The sequence below is a fragment of the Occallatibacter sp. genome, assembly GCF_049582745.1.
In the GTDB taxonomy this organism is placed as follows: Bacteria; Acidobacteriota; Terriglobia; order Terriglobales; family Acidobacteriaceae; genus Telmatobacter.
Genome location: NZ_JBAUUO010000170.1, coordinates 1 through 16,037, shown reverse-complemented (window position 1 = coordinate 16,037; position 16,037 = coordinate 1). Strand labels below are relative to the sequence as shown.

The 16,037-nt window shown below is 56.4% G+C and carries 8 protein-coding genes; all 8 read left to right on the top strand.

The window, feature by feature from the left end:
• The first annotated feature begins 119 nt into the window (after positions 1 to 119).
• The 8 genes from WCA10_RS23815 (at position 120) to WCA10_RS23780 (ending at position 15,203) form a co-directional block, all read left to right on the top strand.
• Positions 120 to 3,911, top strand: coding sequence for a TonB-dependent receptor (locus tag WCA10_RS23815; RefSeq protein ID WP_472825037.1), 3,792 nt, complete (start codon positions 120 to 122; stop codon positions 3,909 to 3,911).
• Positions 3,912 to 4,013: 102 nt separating this feature from the next.
• Positions 4,014 to 5,429, top strand: a complete 1,416-nt coding sequence (locus WCA10_RS23810) for a tetratricopeptide repeat protein (protein WP_472825036.1) — start codon at positions 4,014 to 4,016, stop codon at positions 5,427 to 5,429.
• A 94-nt stretch (positions 5,430 to 5,523) separates the two neighbouring features.
• Positions 5,524 to 6,726, top strand: coding sequence for a hypothetical protein (locus WCA10_RS23805; RefSeq protein WP_472825035.1), 1,203 nt, complete (start codon positions 5,524 to 5,526; stop codon positions 6,724 to 6,726).
• A 2-nt stretch (positions 6,727 to 6,728) separates the two neighbouring features.
• Positions 6,729 to 7,937 carry a hypothetical protein gene (locus WCA10_RS23800; protein ID WP_472825034.1) on the top strand — a complete coding sequence of 403 codons (1,209 nt, stop codon included), beginning with the start codon at positions 6,729 to 6,731 and terminating at the stop codon, positions 7,935 to 7,937.
• A gap of 179 nt (positions 7,938 to 8,116) precedes the next feature.
• Positions 8,117 to 9,346 (top strand): hypothetical protein, encoded by a 1,230-nt coding sequence (locus WCA10_RS23795; RefSeq protein ID WP_472825033.1) that lies wholly within the window; start codon positions 8,117 to 8,119, stop codon positions 9,344 to 9,346.
• 25 nt (positions 9,347 to 9,371) lie between these two features.
• Positions 9,372 to 10,661, top strand: a complete 1,290-nt coding sequence (locus tag WCA10_RS23790) for a hypothetical protein (protein ID WP_472825032.1) — start codon at positions 9,372 to 9,374, stop codon at positions 10,659 to 10,661.
• A 207-nt stretch (positions 10,662 to 10,868) separates the two neighbouring features.
• The gene (locus WCA10_RS23785; protein WP_472825031.1) at positions 10,869 to 13,292 is read left to right on the top strand and encodes a glycoside hydrolase family 2 protein; all 2,424 of its coding nucleotides are present in this window, start codon (positions 10,869 to 10,871) and stop codon (positions 13,290 to 13,292) included.
• 183 nt (positions 13,293 to 13,475) lie between these two features.
• Positions 13,476 to 15,203 carry an alpha-amylase family protein gene (locus tag WCA10_RS23780; protein WP_472825030.1) on the top strand — a complete coding sequence of 576 codons (1,728 nt, stop codon included), beginning with the start codon at positions 13,476 to 13,478 and terminating at the stop codon, positions 15,201 to 15,203.
• Positions 15,204 to 16,037 lie beyond the last annotated feature (834 nt).

Genomic DNA, 16,037 nt, shown 5'->3' with positions numbered 1-16,037 from the left:
CGGAGGGTATTGGGATGGGCCGTGAGCGCAGAACTTCCAATTGGTTACGAGTCGCCGTTTGCACAACTCTCAGTTGCTTTTGCCTCTTCTTAGTCCAAAGCCGATCCGCATTCGGCCAGGTGGATGAAGGAGCAATCACCGGCAGCGTCCTGGACTCCACTGGCGCGGTCGTACCCAATGCGCAGGTGATCCTGTTGAATACCGATCAGGGCATTACCCTGGAAACCAAATCGGGCGGAGACGGCGGCTATACTTTTTCGCCTGTCAGGACTGGACACTACCAGATTTCGGTCACGGCGAAAGGGTTTGCCAAGACAACCCAGAAGAACCTCACTGTAGCCGTTGCTCAGGTGCTTCAGGTCAATGTTTCTTTGAAGCTCGGCGCAGCAACCGAGACCGTTGAAGTCACCACCGCACCTCCACAGCTTCAGACTGAAGAAGCTTCGGTAGGCCAGACGATCGGCGGGCAGGAAGTGAATGCTCTTCCGCTAAATGGACGCAACTTTACGTTCCTTGCCCAACTGGGAGCGGGCATGCAGACACCGCAGGCGGACACGCGCGGCAACGCTGCGTCAGGTGCATTCTCTGCCAACGGTCTTCGTCCCGCGCAAAACAACTACCTTCTCGATGGCATCGACAACAACTCAAACGCCGTCGACTTCCTCAACGGAACGAACTTTGTCATTCTGCCTCCAGTAGACGCCATCTCACAATTCAAGGTGCAGACAGCAGACTTCAGCGCAGAACTGGGCCGTTCTGCCGGCGCGGTGCTCAACGCGACCATCAAGTCCGGCACGAACAGCATTCATGGCGCAGCGTGGGAGTTCTTCCGCAACGACAAACTCGACGCCGCGGACTGGTTCGAAGACAACTCGACCACGCCCGTCAAAGGCGAATTGCGGCAGAATCAGTTCGGCGCGATGATAGGCGGCCCGATCATCAAGAACAAGTTTTTCTTCTTCGGCGACTACGAAGGCAAACGCCGTGTGCAGGGAACTTCATTTACTAGCTCTGTTCCGACTTCTCTGGAGAGGACCAGCGCATACACAGACTTGACCGACATCCTTACCCAGCAGGCTGGAACGGCCAGGACCGACATTTTGGGACGCTCCATTCAACGCGGCACGATCCTTGATCCCGGGACGACGCGCTTCGTCGCCAACGGTGCGCAGGACCCCGTCTCGGGCTTGACAAATAATTCCGGTGCTGACGGCTACGTGCGCGATCCGTTCAGCAGCGCATGCGGACCCGGCACCAAGTCCTTCACCGTGGCCGCTTGCCCAGACCTCAATATGCTTCCCGCCGGCCGTCTCGACGCGAATGCAATCAAGCTGCTGAATCTCTTCCCTGTTCCGAATGCCGGATTGGGCACCTATCAAGACAGCCCGGCACTTTACGAGCATTCCAATACGTTCGATACGCGCGAAGATTTCAACCCCAACGAGAAGAATCAGATCTTCGCCCGCTTCAGCTATTCGGATGACCCACAGTTCATTCCTGGCCCCTTCGCAGGCGCAGCAGATGGAGGCGCCTTCCAACAAGGCCTCCAGACCGCGAAATCCGCTCAGATGGTTGCAGCCTACACATTTGTTTTCAATCCGAACACGATCAATCAGTTGCGCGGAGGGTTTGCCCATTTGCACACGACTCGCTTCGGACCGGTCGGCGGTCAAATGGGAATTCCTGACCAATACGGCATTCAGGACATCCCGCAAGTTTCAGAAAACGGCGGCTTGCCGAATTTCTACATCAGTAACCTGACGAACCTTGGCAGCAACAACTTCTTGCCTTCCGACGAAGTCAGCGCGACTATTCAGGTCACAGATGACTTCACAAAGATCTACGGGAAGCACAGCTTCAAAATGGGCATTGAATATCAGCACGTGAAGTTCTCCACTTTGCAGCCGGCATGGTCCCGCGGCGCCTTTAATTACGGCGGCAGCTTCACCGATATCCCGAACCTGGGCAGCACGAACGGCGGTATGGCCCAGATGCTGCTGCCTCCAACGGCAGCGCCTGCCACAATTGGCGGAAATGCCAATCCGAACGGCTTTAGCTATTCGGGCGGCGCCGACAACGTGTACGCTTCGAACATTAACAAGACATACGACGAAAAGGTGTACTTTGCCACCTACTTCCAGGACGACTGGAAGATGACGCCAAAGCTTACCCTGAATCTTGGTCTTCGTTGGGACTACTTTGGACCTATCAACGAGACCAACGGAGGTCAGGCCAACTTTGTTCCGATCGCTCTTCCCGAGAGGGGAATCGGAGGTCCGACCTTCATCATTCCTGCCACCGGAAAAGACAATCGCGCCCTTTCAACAAACTCCACGTGCACGGGCATCGGATGTGCCGGTTTCGTCGATCTTCTGGCTCAGGACGGTATCACGCTGCTGAGTACAAATAAGTATGGGCAAGGGCTCTTGCAGACGCAAAAAGCGAACTATGCTCCCCGCATAGGCTTTGCCTATCAAATCACGCCGAAATGGGTAGCCCGCGGAGGCCTTGGACTGTTCTTCAATTCCTTTGAGAACCAGGGGTACGGGCCGAATATCGGAGAGAACTATCCCTTCGTGTTCAACCTCAATCCTTCCATTCATGCAAATCCCGCCGATCCGAGTGCTGCATCCCAGGTGGCTCCGCTCAGTTACAACACGCCTTACAGTGGGTGCCCAACGGCAGGTCCGGGAGGTACCGCGTCGTTTGAGTCCGGATTCTCTTGTATCCCACTTACGCCCACGGCTGTTAATTCGTTGGGACTGGGTCTTCAGGGACTTCAGTTCGACTACCAAACGCCGCGCACCCTCAGCGTAAACGGCACCGTTCAATATTCGGTAACGCACACGATTTCGGCAACGGCGTCGTATGTTTACACCCACGGCGAAGACCTCCAGGGTGGCGTTGGTTATCAGAATGTAACCCAGATTCTGCCAGCAGGCATCAGCACGGGGAAGGGTTGCCCATACGCGACCTTTGCGGAGAATAGCTGCATTCCATTCGTTGATTTTGGTGGTGGCAGTTACCAGGCAACTTACGGTGTGAGTTCCTATCATGGTTTGCAGACGAAACTCGAACAGCAGCTCGCAAACGGCCTGACGTTCTTGCTCACCTACACCTGGTCGAAGACCTTGTCGGATGCAGGTGACCTCCTCAACGGCGGCAGCACAGGCTCTCTGCGCGCCTACGCCGTTCCTGGTCTCGGTCCCAAGTTCGATTATGCGAGGGCAGACTTCGATCTCCGCAACGTACTTCACTTTAGTGGCGGATATGAACTGCCGGTCGGCAAGGGAAAGAGATACGTGAATCACGGTGGAGTCGCCAATCAAGTACTCGGTGGATGGTCCACCAACTGGATTGTGACTCTGCAGGGTGGACAGCCAATCAACTTTGGTTGCCCCACCGGCACAACTTCGGGAACGAGTTGCAACGATATCCTCCTTCCCGGGAAGAGTCCGCAGCTTGGTGTCAAGGTCGCGACACAAGGTGGGTATCACGGTCCATTCTGGATCGGAAACCCCAGTGCTTTCAGCCAACCTTGCCAGTTGGGCAATGTGGGCGGTGCTATCGCGCCGATCCCAGACTCCCCCACAGGCTGCGTGGCTTATAGCGGCGCGGCTGCTCTGGGCGGCAAGGCCGGCCAGATCGACGGGCCGGGATACCATCGCCTCGACTTCTCACTGTTCAAGGCGTTTCAAATCAGCGAACGCTTCTCAATGCAGTTCCGGTCGGAATTCTTCAACATTCTTAATCACCCGAACTTCAACGCTCCCAACTTCGGTGGCAACGGTGTAGTCGCCGTTGGCGGTTCCGGCACCTACACCAGCAGCACATTTGGCGCAATTGGATCCACACGCGATGCTCCCTATGATCCGAGACAGATTCAATTTGCTCTCAAGCTGTACTACTAGGCTAGAATGAAATCGCCCCGGGACTGCACGCCCACTGGGTGCCTTCCCCGGGGCTTTCTTCTGCGTAGCACAATGCTCACGCGGCAATCAGGGAGGCGGGCGGTGAGCGAGAAGTCTCGATATGGGCTGATGCTTATCGGGACAATTCTGGCCTTCGCTATCAGTTCCCTTGCGCAGGATCCGCAGAAGCAGAAGCTCGATCGCGAATATCAATCCGCGGTGTCAGATTATGATGCGGGGCGATATGCGCTGGCGGCGGATCAATTGGAACGTCTCCTACCGTATGCCCCCAACAGCTTCGAGATCCATGAACTTCTCGGACTGGTCTACGCTTCGCTCTCGGAGGATGCGAAGGCAGAGTTGCACCTCAAAACGGCCGTCCAATTGAAGCCCGACTCTGCGGTCGCACGAACGAACCTGGGGACCAACCTTCTCCATGAACGCAAGACAGCTCTCGCAGGAGAACAGTTCCTCAAGGCACTGCAACTGGAACCAAAGAGCTTCGACGAGAACAGAAACATGGGTCAGTACTATATTCAGGTTGGAAAGATTGCTGAAGCGCAGCCGCTTTTCGAGCAGGCACAGCACATCAAGCCTGATTCCTACGAAAATGGCTACGACCTGGCGATGGCGGACCTCCTCTTAGGACGGTTTTCCGAAGCAAGGCAAGTGGCACAACAGATCCTGAAGACGCACCAGACCGGCGAACTACACAATCTGCTCGGCCAAATCGACGAGAAGGACGGTAAGTTTGTTGCGGCCGCCAATGACTTCGAAACGGCAGCACACCTCGATCCCACTGAGGACAACCTGTTTGATTGGGGAAGCGAAATGCTTCTTCACAGAACCTACGAGCCCGCAATCGCGATCTACGAGCAGGCAACAGCCCGATTCCCCAAGTCACCTCGACTCTTCATCGGTCTGGGTCTCGCGCTTTATTCACGCGGCAAATATGACGAGGCTGTGCGGGCGCTTCTCACCGCTGCAGATTTAGACCCCGCCGATCCTCGGTGCTATGTCTTCTTATCCAAGGCCTACGACAGTTCCCCGAAACAGGCTGACGACGTCATTCAGCACTTTCACAATTATGCAGAGCTCCGTCCCAACGATGCCCGGGCTCAGTACTACTATGCAATGAGCCTCTGGAAAGGAAAGCGAGCCGGAGATACGAACGTCGATCTGCAAACTGTTCAGGCCCTGCTGCAAAAGTCGATCGCCCTCGACGGCAAGCTTCCTGAGGCTCATGTGCAACTCGGGGACCTCTACGCGGGTCAGCACCAATACGACAAGTCCATTCCCGAGTATGTTCGTGCCCTTGAGCTGAATCCAAATCTATCGGATGCGCATTACCGGCTCGGCACCGACTACGTGCACGTAGGACAAAAGGGTCAGGCCCAGCAAGAATTTGCCGTATATCAAAAACTACGTGCACAACACTTGGCAGAGAGGGACAAAGAGAGGGCGGAAGTCCAGCAATTCGTGTATTCGGAAAAATCGGATTCCTCCAGCAAGCCGTGATTGAGAATTCCCCAAGCGCAGGCAGACAACTCGCCCGGCATTCAAGATCGGCAACAGTTGCATCACAGGCGCGCAGATTGGATAAGTTGAGTTGATGATCAGGTCGGTACTCACTCAGGCACTTGCCCCGGTATTCCCTGCCGGTGCCAGACGCAATCCCCGGGAGATCGCCTTCGGCTTGAGCTGGAGCCGCCGCGAATTCCTGCGCAGTACGGCAGGCCTTGCTGTGGGAGCCACGCTCGCCGGCGCAAGCCCTTTTCTGCGCGGGGAGATCGCACGCAAACGGCGCAAGGTCATCGTCGTGACCTTCGGAGGCGGCGCGAGGGACCAGGAGACATTCGCGCCCGAAGGTCAGGAAAACATTCCTCATTTGCTGAGCGAGTTAGTTCCTCAATCGAGCTTCTTTACCCACGTCACCAATGGCGGAATTCTCGGCCACTACGTGGCGACCGCCAGCCTCACGACGGGAGTCTACGAAACCCTCAATAATTTCTCGGCTGTTGCCCCCGAGCACCCCACTGTTTTCGAGTACTTTCGCAAGGACCTTAAGCGTCCTGCCTCGGATACATGGGTAGTGGCTCCGAGCAATGGTTTTAACCGCATCGGCGAAAGCGATTGCCGTTCTTATGGCCCCGGAACCGGAGCAACCGTCATTCTTCCAAAGCATCTGCTCAGCGCCGCAACCTCCGGCGGCGCAGCGGACTTTGACCACCTGCTCCGCGACAACTATGAAAATCCGCTCTACACGCCTCAACTCGGCGGCGGCGAGTTCGAGTTGCAGCAACTCGACGGCATCCTCCGACTCTCGGTCGCAGACTTCATGGCGCACGCGCGAACACTCTCGAGTCCGGACGAACTTTCGGTTTATATTGCCAAGCGCCTTATGCAACAGGAGGCGCCCAGCCTTCTGTGGATCACGATGCACGACATCGACGTGGCCCACTCCGGCGCATACTCGCTTTACATCGAAGGTATTCGACGCACCGATCGCCTCTGCGCAGAACTGTGGAAGGCAGTTCAACAGAATCCCGAATACGCCGGTAACACGACGCTCTTCATTCTTCCCGATTTCGGACGCGACTCCGACTACGATGCCGGCGGTAACGGATTCCAGCACCATCGTACCGGCGACGTTGCCAGCCGTACCACATGGATGATGGCGCTCGGAGCCGGCGTTCGCGAGGGCGTGATCTTCAATGAGCCCATGCAGTCCATCGACTTAGTACCAAGTCTCGGCGCCATCATGGGATTCTCATCTGCCCAATCGCAGGGCAAGCCAATGAAGGAACTTTTGTAGTCATGTTGCCGCGCAATCTCCAGCCCGAGAATTTCACGGCGTATCCGCCGGAGGCCAGGAAAGTTGCCCTCGATCATATCGAGACCATCCGACAGCTTCCCATCACCTTCCTGCCGAGCCTGTTGCGCGAGGTCATTGAGTACGACTTCAAATTCCCAACAGAACGCGCGGCAATCGAGATCGAGCTTTCGACGATCGCCGCGCTCCCTCCGTCGCAAATCAGAGAGTGGTTTCAGCCGTTCCAGTCCATCTCAATCTCTTCGAAGCTCGAAAACTCCGATTGGATCAATTCACCCGCGCAATTCATTGAGCAACAGTCTGCCTATCTGTGGAGCACACACCAACTGGATGCGTTTCGCAAAGCTGCAACCGATTATGGTGCGCGGTTGCAAGCAGCCGTGGTGCAAACGCCACTGCCTTCGCAAAGACTCGGCATTGCAATTATTGGCCAAGGTGTTTCCAGCTACGATGAGCAGTTATTTCGCAATTTGCGGGCACACGGTACCTACTTCGACCGGATCAAACCCGAAAACGGCTTGCAACTCCTTCTTGCGGCCGCAGCCACTCGCGCAAAGGTCCATCCCGTCCCATACGGCCACTGGTACGTCGACGGAGGAGCTGAAGCAGAGCACAGTCCGCTCTTGACCTGCGTCTCGTATCAAGGCATGCAGGCCATGCGCACGGCCCTTCTGAAAGACATTCAAGCGCAAATCAAACGCCCGGGCATGGGTCCTGAAGAGCTACGCACGCATCTCGCCCGGATGGTTCCTTCCGATCTAAGTGCGGACGATACGGGCGATGCAGTGCTCGAACGCTTTAAGCTAAAAATCATCACAGAAGGCTCGGGCACACAGATTTTTGCCACGACGTTTGCCCAGTGGGCGACCCGCGAAGCCCTCCGCCGCGCCGAGCCGCTCACATTATTGGTTCGTTTCTCGCCGCGGCAGAGGCAGCGCCCGATGAACGAGCTGCTCTCGAATGCCAGCAGGAACCCAGAGCTCGACCCTGTGGGCTCCCTCGTCGATGCAGACATGGGCGCTTACTATCACTGGATCAATCAACAGCGGCTCCAGGGTTACGATCAGTCAGCATTCCTGGTATGGTTCGAAGGCCACAACCAGGCGCTCGTGATCGCTCCTGCCTTACCCAGGGGAACGAAATCAAGCTCATCCCTGGACCTCGGGCAGCTCTCGGCGCTCGCTGTCAACTAAATCGCCGCCACGCCTGGAAGCGAAGACTTCATTTGCATCCTCTTCGCCTGCGTGTTCACTACCTCTTGTGATCCTCGACATGGAGGGGCCCTTCGCGTTGAGCCTACAATGACGCTGTTTCAAGTCTTTGTTTTGCGGGGACGCCGGGCTCCCGTGGCATCGCGCCAGAGGAGAGTTTCATGGAGATTGGTGATCACGTAGACCCCTCGCTCGAGTCTCGGTGTGCCGAGGCTTCGGATATTCTCGTCGACGAATCCAAGCGTGCCTTCCTGCGCGCTGCGGGGCTCCTTGTCGCGGGGCTTGTGCTGCCGGAGGCGCGCGCAGACCGGTCAGACCGGGCAGCATCGGCATCTGAACATAAAGTCATTCTCGTGGTGATCGGTGGTGTGCGTCGCGCAGAGAGCGTCTCGCCCGAGGGACTCGAGAACATACCTCATCTCATACAGGACCTTCTTCCTCGATCGGTTTTCTATGCGCACACACGTAATGAGGGTGTGACTGCTCACTTCAACGCAATCTCGAGCATTCTTACAGGCAACTGGCAGCGCGTCGACGACTGGGGCAAGGTCGCGCCTACCACTCCGACCTTGTTCGAGCAGTTTCGCAAAGCCAGGCGCGCCGACCGAAGCGATACATGGGTGGTGGCCAGTAACAAGGCGCTCACCAGCCTGATCGGCGCCAGTTCAGCAGCGGGCTACGGGACTGCCTACGGTGCAAACGTCGTGTTTCCGAAGCAACTCATGCTCACCGCAGTTGAAGAGGCGCTGCGTTCAGGCCGCACTGCCAACATGGCCGACCGTGCGATGGTCGAAACGGAGTTGCAGAACGCGTTGGAAGGCAATAATTTTGAAGGCCTTGGTTGGAACGTCTTTAATGCGGCTGACCAGCTTGACCCTCGCGTCGCGAGCAGCATCAAAGTCGCCATCGCCAATTTTGTTCGCAGCGGCGGCCCAACCTCGGGTGACGAACTCACCTTCTTCATGACCCGCGAAGTCATGCGCAAGTTCGCTCCCGGTGTGCTCACCGTAGTATTTTCCGATGTTGAAGCCGCACACTTCGGCTCGTACTCACTGCACGTTTCCGGTATTCGTACTGCCGATCGGCTTGCCTATCAGCTGTGGCAGGAAGTGGAATCAAACCCAGACTATCGCGGCAAAACCACCATGCTGATTCTCCCGGAATTCGGCCGCGATCCAGATGGATCATCAACCAACGGCTTCTTCAATCATCGCGCCAATGAAGACTCAACGCGCGACACATGGATGATGGCGATCGGTGCCTCTGTCGACAAGCCTCAAATCATAGAGCGCCCGATTCGTCACATCGATGTTTGCCCCACACTCACGGAGATCCTGAAGTGCAAGGGAGTTGAATCACAGGGCGCAAAGCTCGCGGAACTTCGCGGATAGCTGTGCCAGTCCGCAGGAAGAAAGTATGAAAACCGCAGACGGGTTATCGCAGGATCTTCAAAACGCCTTGAACAACGGGGTGTTGAAGCGCCTGCCGCTCACGTTCCTTCCCTTCGTCAACGAGCAGCTTAAAAAGTGGCAATATCTCTTCCCCAACGAGCGGCGTTCGGTGCAGAGACTGCTCCTTTATGTAGACGGTTTGAACGCCGAGCAGTCTTCCGCGCTGTTCAAGAATGTAGTTCAGTTGGAAGAGAAGATGGGCGTCCGTCACTGGCAATTCTCCGCGACGGAGCAGACTATCCAGAACTCCTCTGAACTGGCGCGCTCGTCCTACTTTCTTGAGTGGCGGCGAGCGGTGCAGGCGGTCTTCGACACTGTCGACCAACAACCTTTCCAATCGGAAAGCTCGTCAGTGAAGCGTCTCGTCCTGCTCGACATCCCACGGCCACTTCCCGTGAATGCGGCGACTATATGGCGTCGATGGCAAGGAATCGGCAAGGCGGTCAATTTGGAAATGGGCTTCTCCGGCAGCACACTCGGTCCTTTCGAAGTCCTTCTTGGCGGGATGCCCATCGAGAACGACAATCCATCTAAATTACTTCCAGCAAATCCGGGTCACGACGAATTCTCGGCAGACACATGGGTGATCGATGCAGGAAGCAGCGCAGTAGATGCAGTCCTCAATCACGCGACAGTGTCTATGGGTGCGCCAAGTTCGATTCTCCTCAGCTATGAACGCCTGGCCGTGTACCGCCAAAATTTCTCTCGCGAGATGAACACCATGCGCAAAGATCTCGCCGATGCAGACGCGGTCTTCGATCGGCTACGGACGGTGGATGTTACTGCGTGGAGCCCTCCTGAAGTCTCCGCCGATCCTGCGGTTCGCGAATTCGTACGCTCGCTTTACCTCGCGGGAAACGGTGCCGTCATCTTCGGCAATTCTTTTGTTGAGTGGGGAGCGTCTGAGGCGTTCCGCCGTGCCCGGCCATCATTTCTCGCGGCGAAATTTGGTGTTCGCGCCAAGCCGAAACCATTCACGGGCGTCGCAGTCTTCGACAATCCAGACCAGGTCAACCCCGCGCCTTCTGTCGACGACGTGCCCGGCAGCGCGGCCGACGCTGAAATGCTCGCGCTCTATATATGGCTCGCCGCTCAGCGCTACGACGAATATCGGCGTTCCACGGTCTGCGTCTGTCTCGCCGAGAGCATCTCCCAGGCCTACATCGTCGCTCCTCCGGAATTCACCATAACGCGCGGTTCAGATACGGTCTCGTTGCAGCAGCTTGGCACCTCACTCTCCACATGGCTTTCTTGAGTTTTTCGGTTTCGTTCTGTATTGCCGATCACTTCGTCCTTTGGTTCAAACACCGCGCCATATCAGATTGATAATTAACAAGTTGATTCCATTGCTCTGCTGCGGATTTCCATGCTCTGTTCCCGCTTCCTGCTGCTATAGTTCCCATGTGTTGTAACGAGGTTTTTTGAGGTTGCCAAAGGCGTTATCTCGGAAGGGAGTCATCCATTGATCAGACGCGACTTTATCAAGACGGCAGGCGCAGTCCTGGCCTCTACCGCATTGTCTGGTTCTCGCGCACTTGCCGAAGAGCAGATTTCGTCGGGGAGATCGATTCTCCCCATGAACCGCAACTGGCGCTACCACCCCTCAAAAGTTGCGGGCGCTGAAGCAGTCGGATTCGACGATTCGAAGTTTGAACAAGTCATCATCCCGCATACAAACATTGCTTTACCCTGGCACAGCTTCGACGACAAGGATTACGAATTCGTCTCCACCTATCGTCGTCGGTTCAAGCTGCCTCAAGGTGCCGCAGGCAAGCGTGTCTTCGTCGATTTTGAAGGCGCCATGACTGCTTCGACCGTCTGGATCAACGGTGTTCTTCTCGGCGAGTACAAGGGTGGCTTTACACCGTTCTCATTTGAACTTACAAAACACCTGCGTCCTCAAAATGAAAACGTTTTAACGGTGCAACTCGACTCAACGGAACGCGGCGACATTCCCCCCTTTGGATACGAAATCGACTACATGACCTTCGGCGGAATCTATCGCGAAGTTTCTCTTCGCGTCGTTCCCCATCTCTACATCGACAACATCTTCGCCCAACCCAAAGATGTCCTCAGTGCGAGTCCATCACTCGATGTCAATTGTTTTCTCGCTGGTGATGTTGCGGGGGGCGGCTCCATCTCGCTCGAGGCAGAGCTTCGCGACGGAGACAAGGTCATCGCGAAAGCAAACCGCACGATTGAGCGTTCATCCTCCGCGGCCAATCCCTCCATTTCCCCAACCGGACTCGATCCTGACACCGATGCCCCTGTTTACACCACGATCGAAACGCTTGAGGATCCTGCGCGCTACACCGTGTCTCTCACGCATCTCGGAGACATCCAGTTCTGGAATCTGGACCAGCCCCATCTCTACACGGTCCACGTGCGTCTCACCCAGGCCGGCAAGGTTATCGACCAGGACACTCGGCGGGTGGGCTTCCGCGAAGCGGCGTTCACCGATCATGGATTCTCGCTGAATGGCAAAATCATCAAGCTGCGCGGACTCGACCGGCATCAGACATTTCCATTTGTCGGTCAGGCCATGCCGGCCCGCGTCCAGCGCCAGGATGCCGACATTCTGCGCAAGCAACTTCATTGCAACATCGTCCGCACTTCGCACTACCCCCAGTCGCGCCACTTCCTCGATCGTTGCGACGAAATCGGCCTGCTCGTGCTTGAAGAGATTCCCGGCTGGCAGCATATCGGCGACGAGAAATGGAAGCAGGTGTCCATCGACAACGTTGGCCGCATGATCCGCCGCGACTGGAACCACCCTTCCATCATTCTCTGGGGAGTGCGAATCAACGAGTCTCTCGATGATCACGACTTCTACACGCGCACCAACGCACTGGCCCACGCCCTCGATGATTCACGCCAAACCGGCGGCATCCGTTACTTCCAGGAGTCGGAGTTCCTCGAAGACGTCTTTACGATGAACGACTTCGGCTTTCCATTGAAGCCACCGAATCATCCCCGCTATCTGAATACTGAGTTTGTCGGCCACACTTTTCCCACCAAGACCACCGATGACGATGAGCGCCAGCGCGAGCACACTCTCCGCCATGCGCGCATTCACAATCAACTTGCGTCGAACCCTCAATACGCGGGCGGTATCGGATGGTGCGCCTTCGACTACAACACCCACTCCAACTTTGGCGCTGGCGATCGGATCTGCTATCACGGAGTTACCGACATTTTCCGCGAGCCGAAACCTGCTGCCGGCTTTTACAAGTCGCAATGCGACCCGGCAGAAGAGGTCGTGCTCGAGCCTGCATTCCACTGGGCGCGTGGCGATGAGTCCATCGGCTTCACCAAGGCTGTATTCTGCTCGAACTGCGATCACATCAAGGTATTCGCACGCGCAAACTCCGACCCTGCAAATCCATGGGTTCTCGTTGCCGAAATCGATCCGGATCGCGCGGAGTTCGAACACCTCAAATACCCGCCGTTTGTCCTTGAACTGAACAAGATCGATCTGAAGAAACTCGGGGCACCCTGGGGAGATTTGCGGGCAGACGGTTTCCTCAACGGCAAGCAGGTTATCTCCAAATCGCTCTCAGGCAGGGGCGTCGACACAAAGTTTGCACTGATTGCCGACGACCGAGAACTCCACGCAGACGGAGCTGATACCACTCGGGTCGTCTTTCGCGTAACCGATGAGTTCGGCGCCATGCGCACTTATGCAAACGATCCGATCATCTTTACGCTGGAGGGTCCCGGGAAGCTGATCGGCGACAATCCATTTTCGCTTGTGGGCGGAACGGGGGCAGTATGGATTCGTGCCGGTGAAGAGCCGGGCATTCTGCGAGTCACCGCGAAACATCCACGACTCGGTGAGCAGAAAATCGAAATCAAGCTGCTTTCGGCACCCCGCGAGGAAGTCTAGCGTTCAAGAGAAGGGTTCCTCTTTGCCGTGCCGACGCCAGCTTTCAACATGCATGTCGAGAGAAGTTTGCTGCCAACTCCCTTGAGGTGCACTCGTTAAACCGGACCGGAAACACTCATCGCAGGATCGACAGCCGAGAGTGACATGTTTGAAACGTTGAAACCAATAACGCGCAGGCGTGTCTTGAAAAGTGCGCCGTCTGTTGCGGCGTTGCTGACGCCTGCTGCCTCCTGGGCACGGCAATGCAACAGCGTTTCGTCCGGCGCTGCTCACGATGACCTCGATCTGCCGGTCCTCGCACAACCTGACTGGGTGTTTGCATCCATCGGCGATTCAGAGGTGGAGCGGTATCGGCTTTTGAGAACAGGGAGCATGTGGACGGGAAATAACCGGGCTGCAGGACTAAACGTGGATATCGCGTTAGCAAGACAGCAGGCCGTAATCTCTATCGAATCCCCCGCGGTGCCTGTCCAGCGCATACAGATTCGCTGGAAACGTCGGCTGGCAGAAGATGTTCTTGCGCTCGGCGACGCATGGGAACGCAGTTACGGGGACTTGGAATGGCGACCGCTGCAGGCGGAACGCGTGTTGCCCTGGTACGCGCTCCTTCATTCACAAGGGCGAACGTCCGGCATGGGAATCAAGACGGGGACCGCCGCATTTGCCTTTTGGCAAGTGGATGCAGCCGGCATCTCGCTGTGGCTTGACGTGCGCAATGGGGGTAACGGTGTATCGCTGCGGAACCGCAGGCTTGGAGCAGCCACGATCGTGATGTGCAAAGGCGGTGGGGATGAAACCGCCTTCGGGGTCGCGCAACGTCTATGCCGAGCAATGGCTGATGGCACTACGGTAGCCGCCAGACGGGGCACAAAACAAATCGATGCCATCTATGGCAGTAACGATTGGTACTACGCATATGGACAAAATACACACGACGGCATTTTGCGTGACGCCGATCTCGTGGCATCTCTTGCGCCTGCAGGCGGCCCCCGGCCGTTCACGGTAATCGACGACGGCTATCAGAACCCATCCCGATTTCCAAGCATGCCTGGGCTTGCCTCTGCAATCCGCAACCGCAATGTGATTCCGGGCTTATGGATTCGTCCTTTGCGCGCGGCATCAGCGACGCGCTGGAATCTGCTTCTGCCGGATTCGCGGCGTATCCGATCAGGAAACGAGCGGGCACCCTTAGCCTACGATCCCACCATCCCCGAAGCGCTTCACGCCGTTGCATCTGTCGCAGCCGAGGCCTGCGAGTGGGGCTTTGAATTGATCAAGCACGACTTCACAACCTGGGAGTTGTTCGGGCAATGGGGAAGTCAGATGGGTGCCTCTCCCACCCTGGGCAATTGGCACTTCAATGATCACACGGTCACCAATGCTGAAATCGTGACTGGGTTGTATCGACAACTTCGCACAACCTGCGGGGAAGACCGCGTCATATTGGGGTGCAACACGGTAGGACATCTTTCGGCCGGTCTGTTCGATGCTTCTCGCACTGGTGATGACGTGAGTGGCAAGGAATGGGAAAGAACACGGCGGACGGGCATCAACACTCTGGCTTTTCGCGGGCCACAGCATAAGACCTTCTATTCACTCGACGCTGACTGTGTCGCGATCACCCCGGATGTGCCTTGGTCTCTGACTCGCCAGTGGCTCCAGGCAGTTGCGGACAGCGGAACCGTGCTTTTGATTTCGCCCGATCCCAGGGCCATCGGCCACGAACAGAAACAATCGCTTCGCGAGGCTTTCGAACGCTGCGTTGCAAAACCGGCCAGCGAACCGTTGGATTGGATGCAGACCCGAACACCTGCCTGCTGGAGAACTTCTGCCGCAACTCAGAATTACGAATGGATTGCGGAAGAAGGCGAGAGTCCATTCCCCATCGGAATACAACGCGGAACCGATTAAGCGAGAGGCGCGATGAATCTGCATTCAGTCGATGAATCTGCATTCAGTCACGGAGACTAAGAGTGGAAGGTAGTCAAGCAATCTGTCCTTAACTTAGCGCGGCAGGGTCAGGGCTATTGTTCGTTCGTGTTCCCACGCACGGAGAGGCAATCTGGATCACCCGCTATAAGTCATTAGTTTTGGGGGGCTTTTGGTGGACCTGATCGGGATCGAACCGATGACCTCTTCCATGCCATGGAATGAGCAAAACCGCAAATTATAGACGGCACAGCACTTAGAAGTCGGCTGAGTCGGCAAAACCGGCACAATCGGCGCTGTTTGCGACAAAGATGCGACAAACATTTGCAGCGGGCCAAAGGGCCGATCCGTGTGGGATCGGCCCATTCTCTTTCATTACCTTTCTGTACTTGTGCAATAACCTGTTGCACGATTGCCGAGGCGACCCTATAGCACAGGACAGTCAGCCGTTGTCATACCCTTGAGGAGACGATGACCAAAGCGCTTCAAGCACCGCCTGACTATGCTGCCCTGCTCAAAGACATCAAGGAGCGTGTCCGCACCGCCCATCCCCTTGAGAAGGGGATGGGGTTGTTGATGTTTTTGTAAGCGTACGCCCAGTCTCCGTTGACAGCGGGTAGCGTATGCCATCAGGTTCAATACTTGGGTTGGTAAGCCGGCAGGTGGCTTAAGGGTCATTTGTACGAAATGCCGGTTTGAACGAAGTCGCTGGCGCGACGGACTGAGAGTTGTGGTTAGCGCAGCAAGGTCCGCCGTTTAGGGTGAGTGGTCATAGGAGGAGGTTCCTATGACCCCACTTCGCCAGCGCATGCTGCA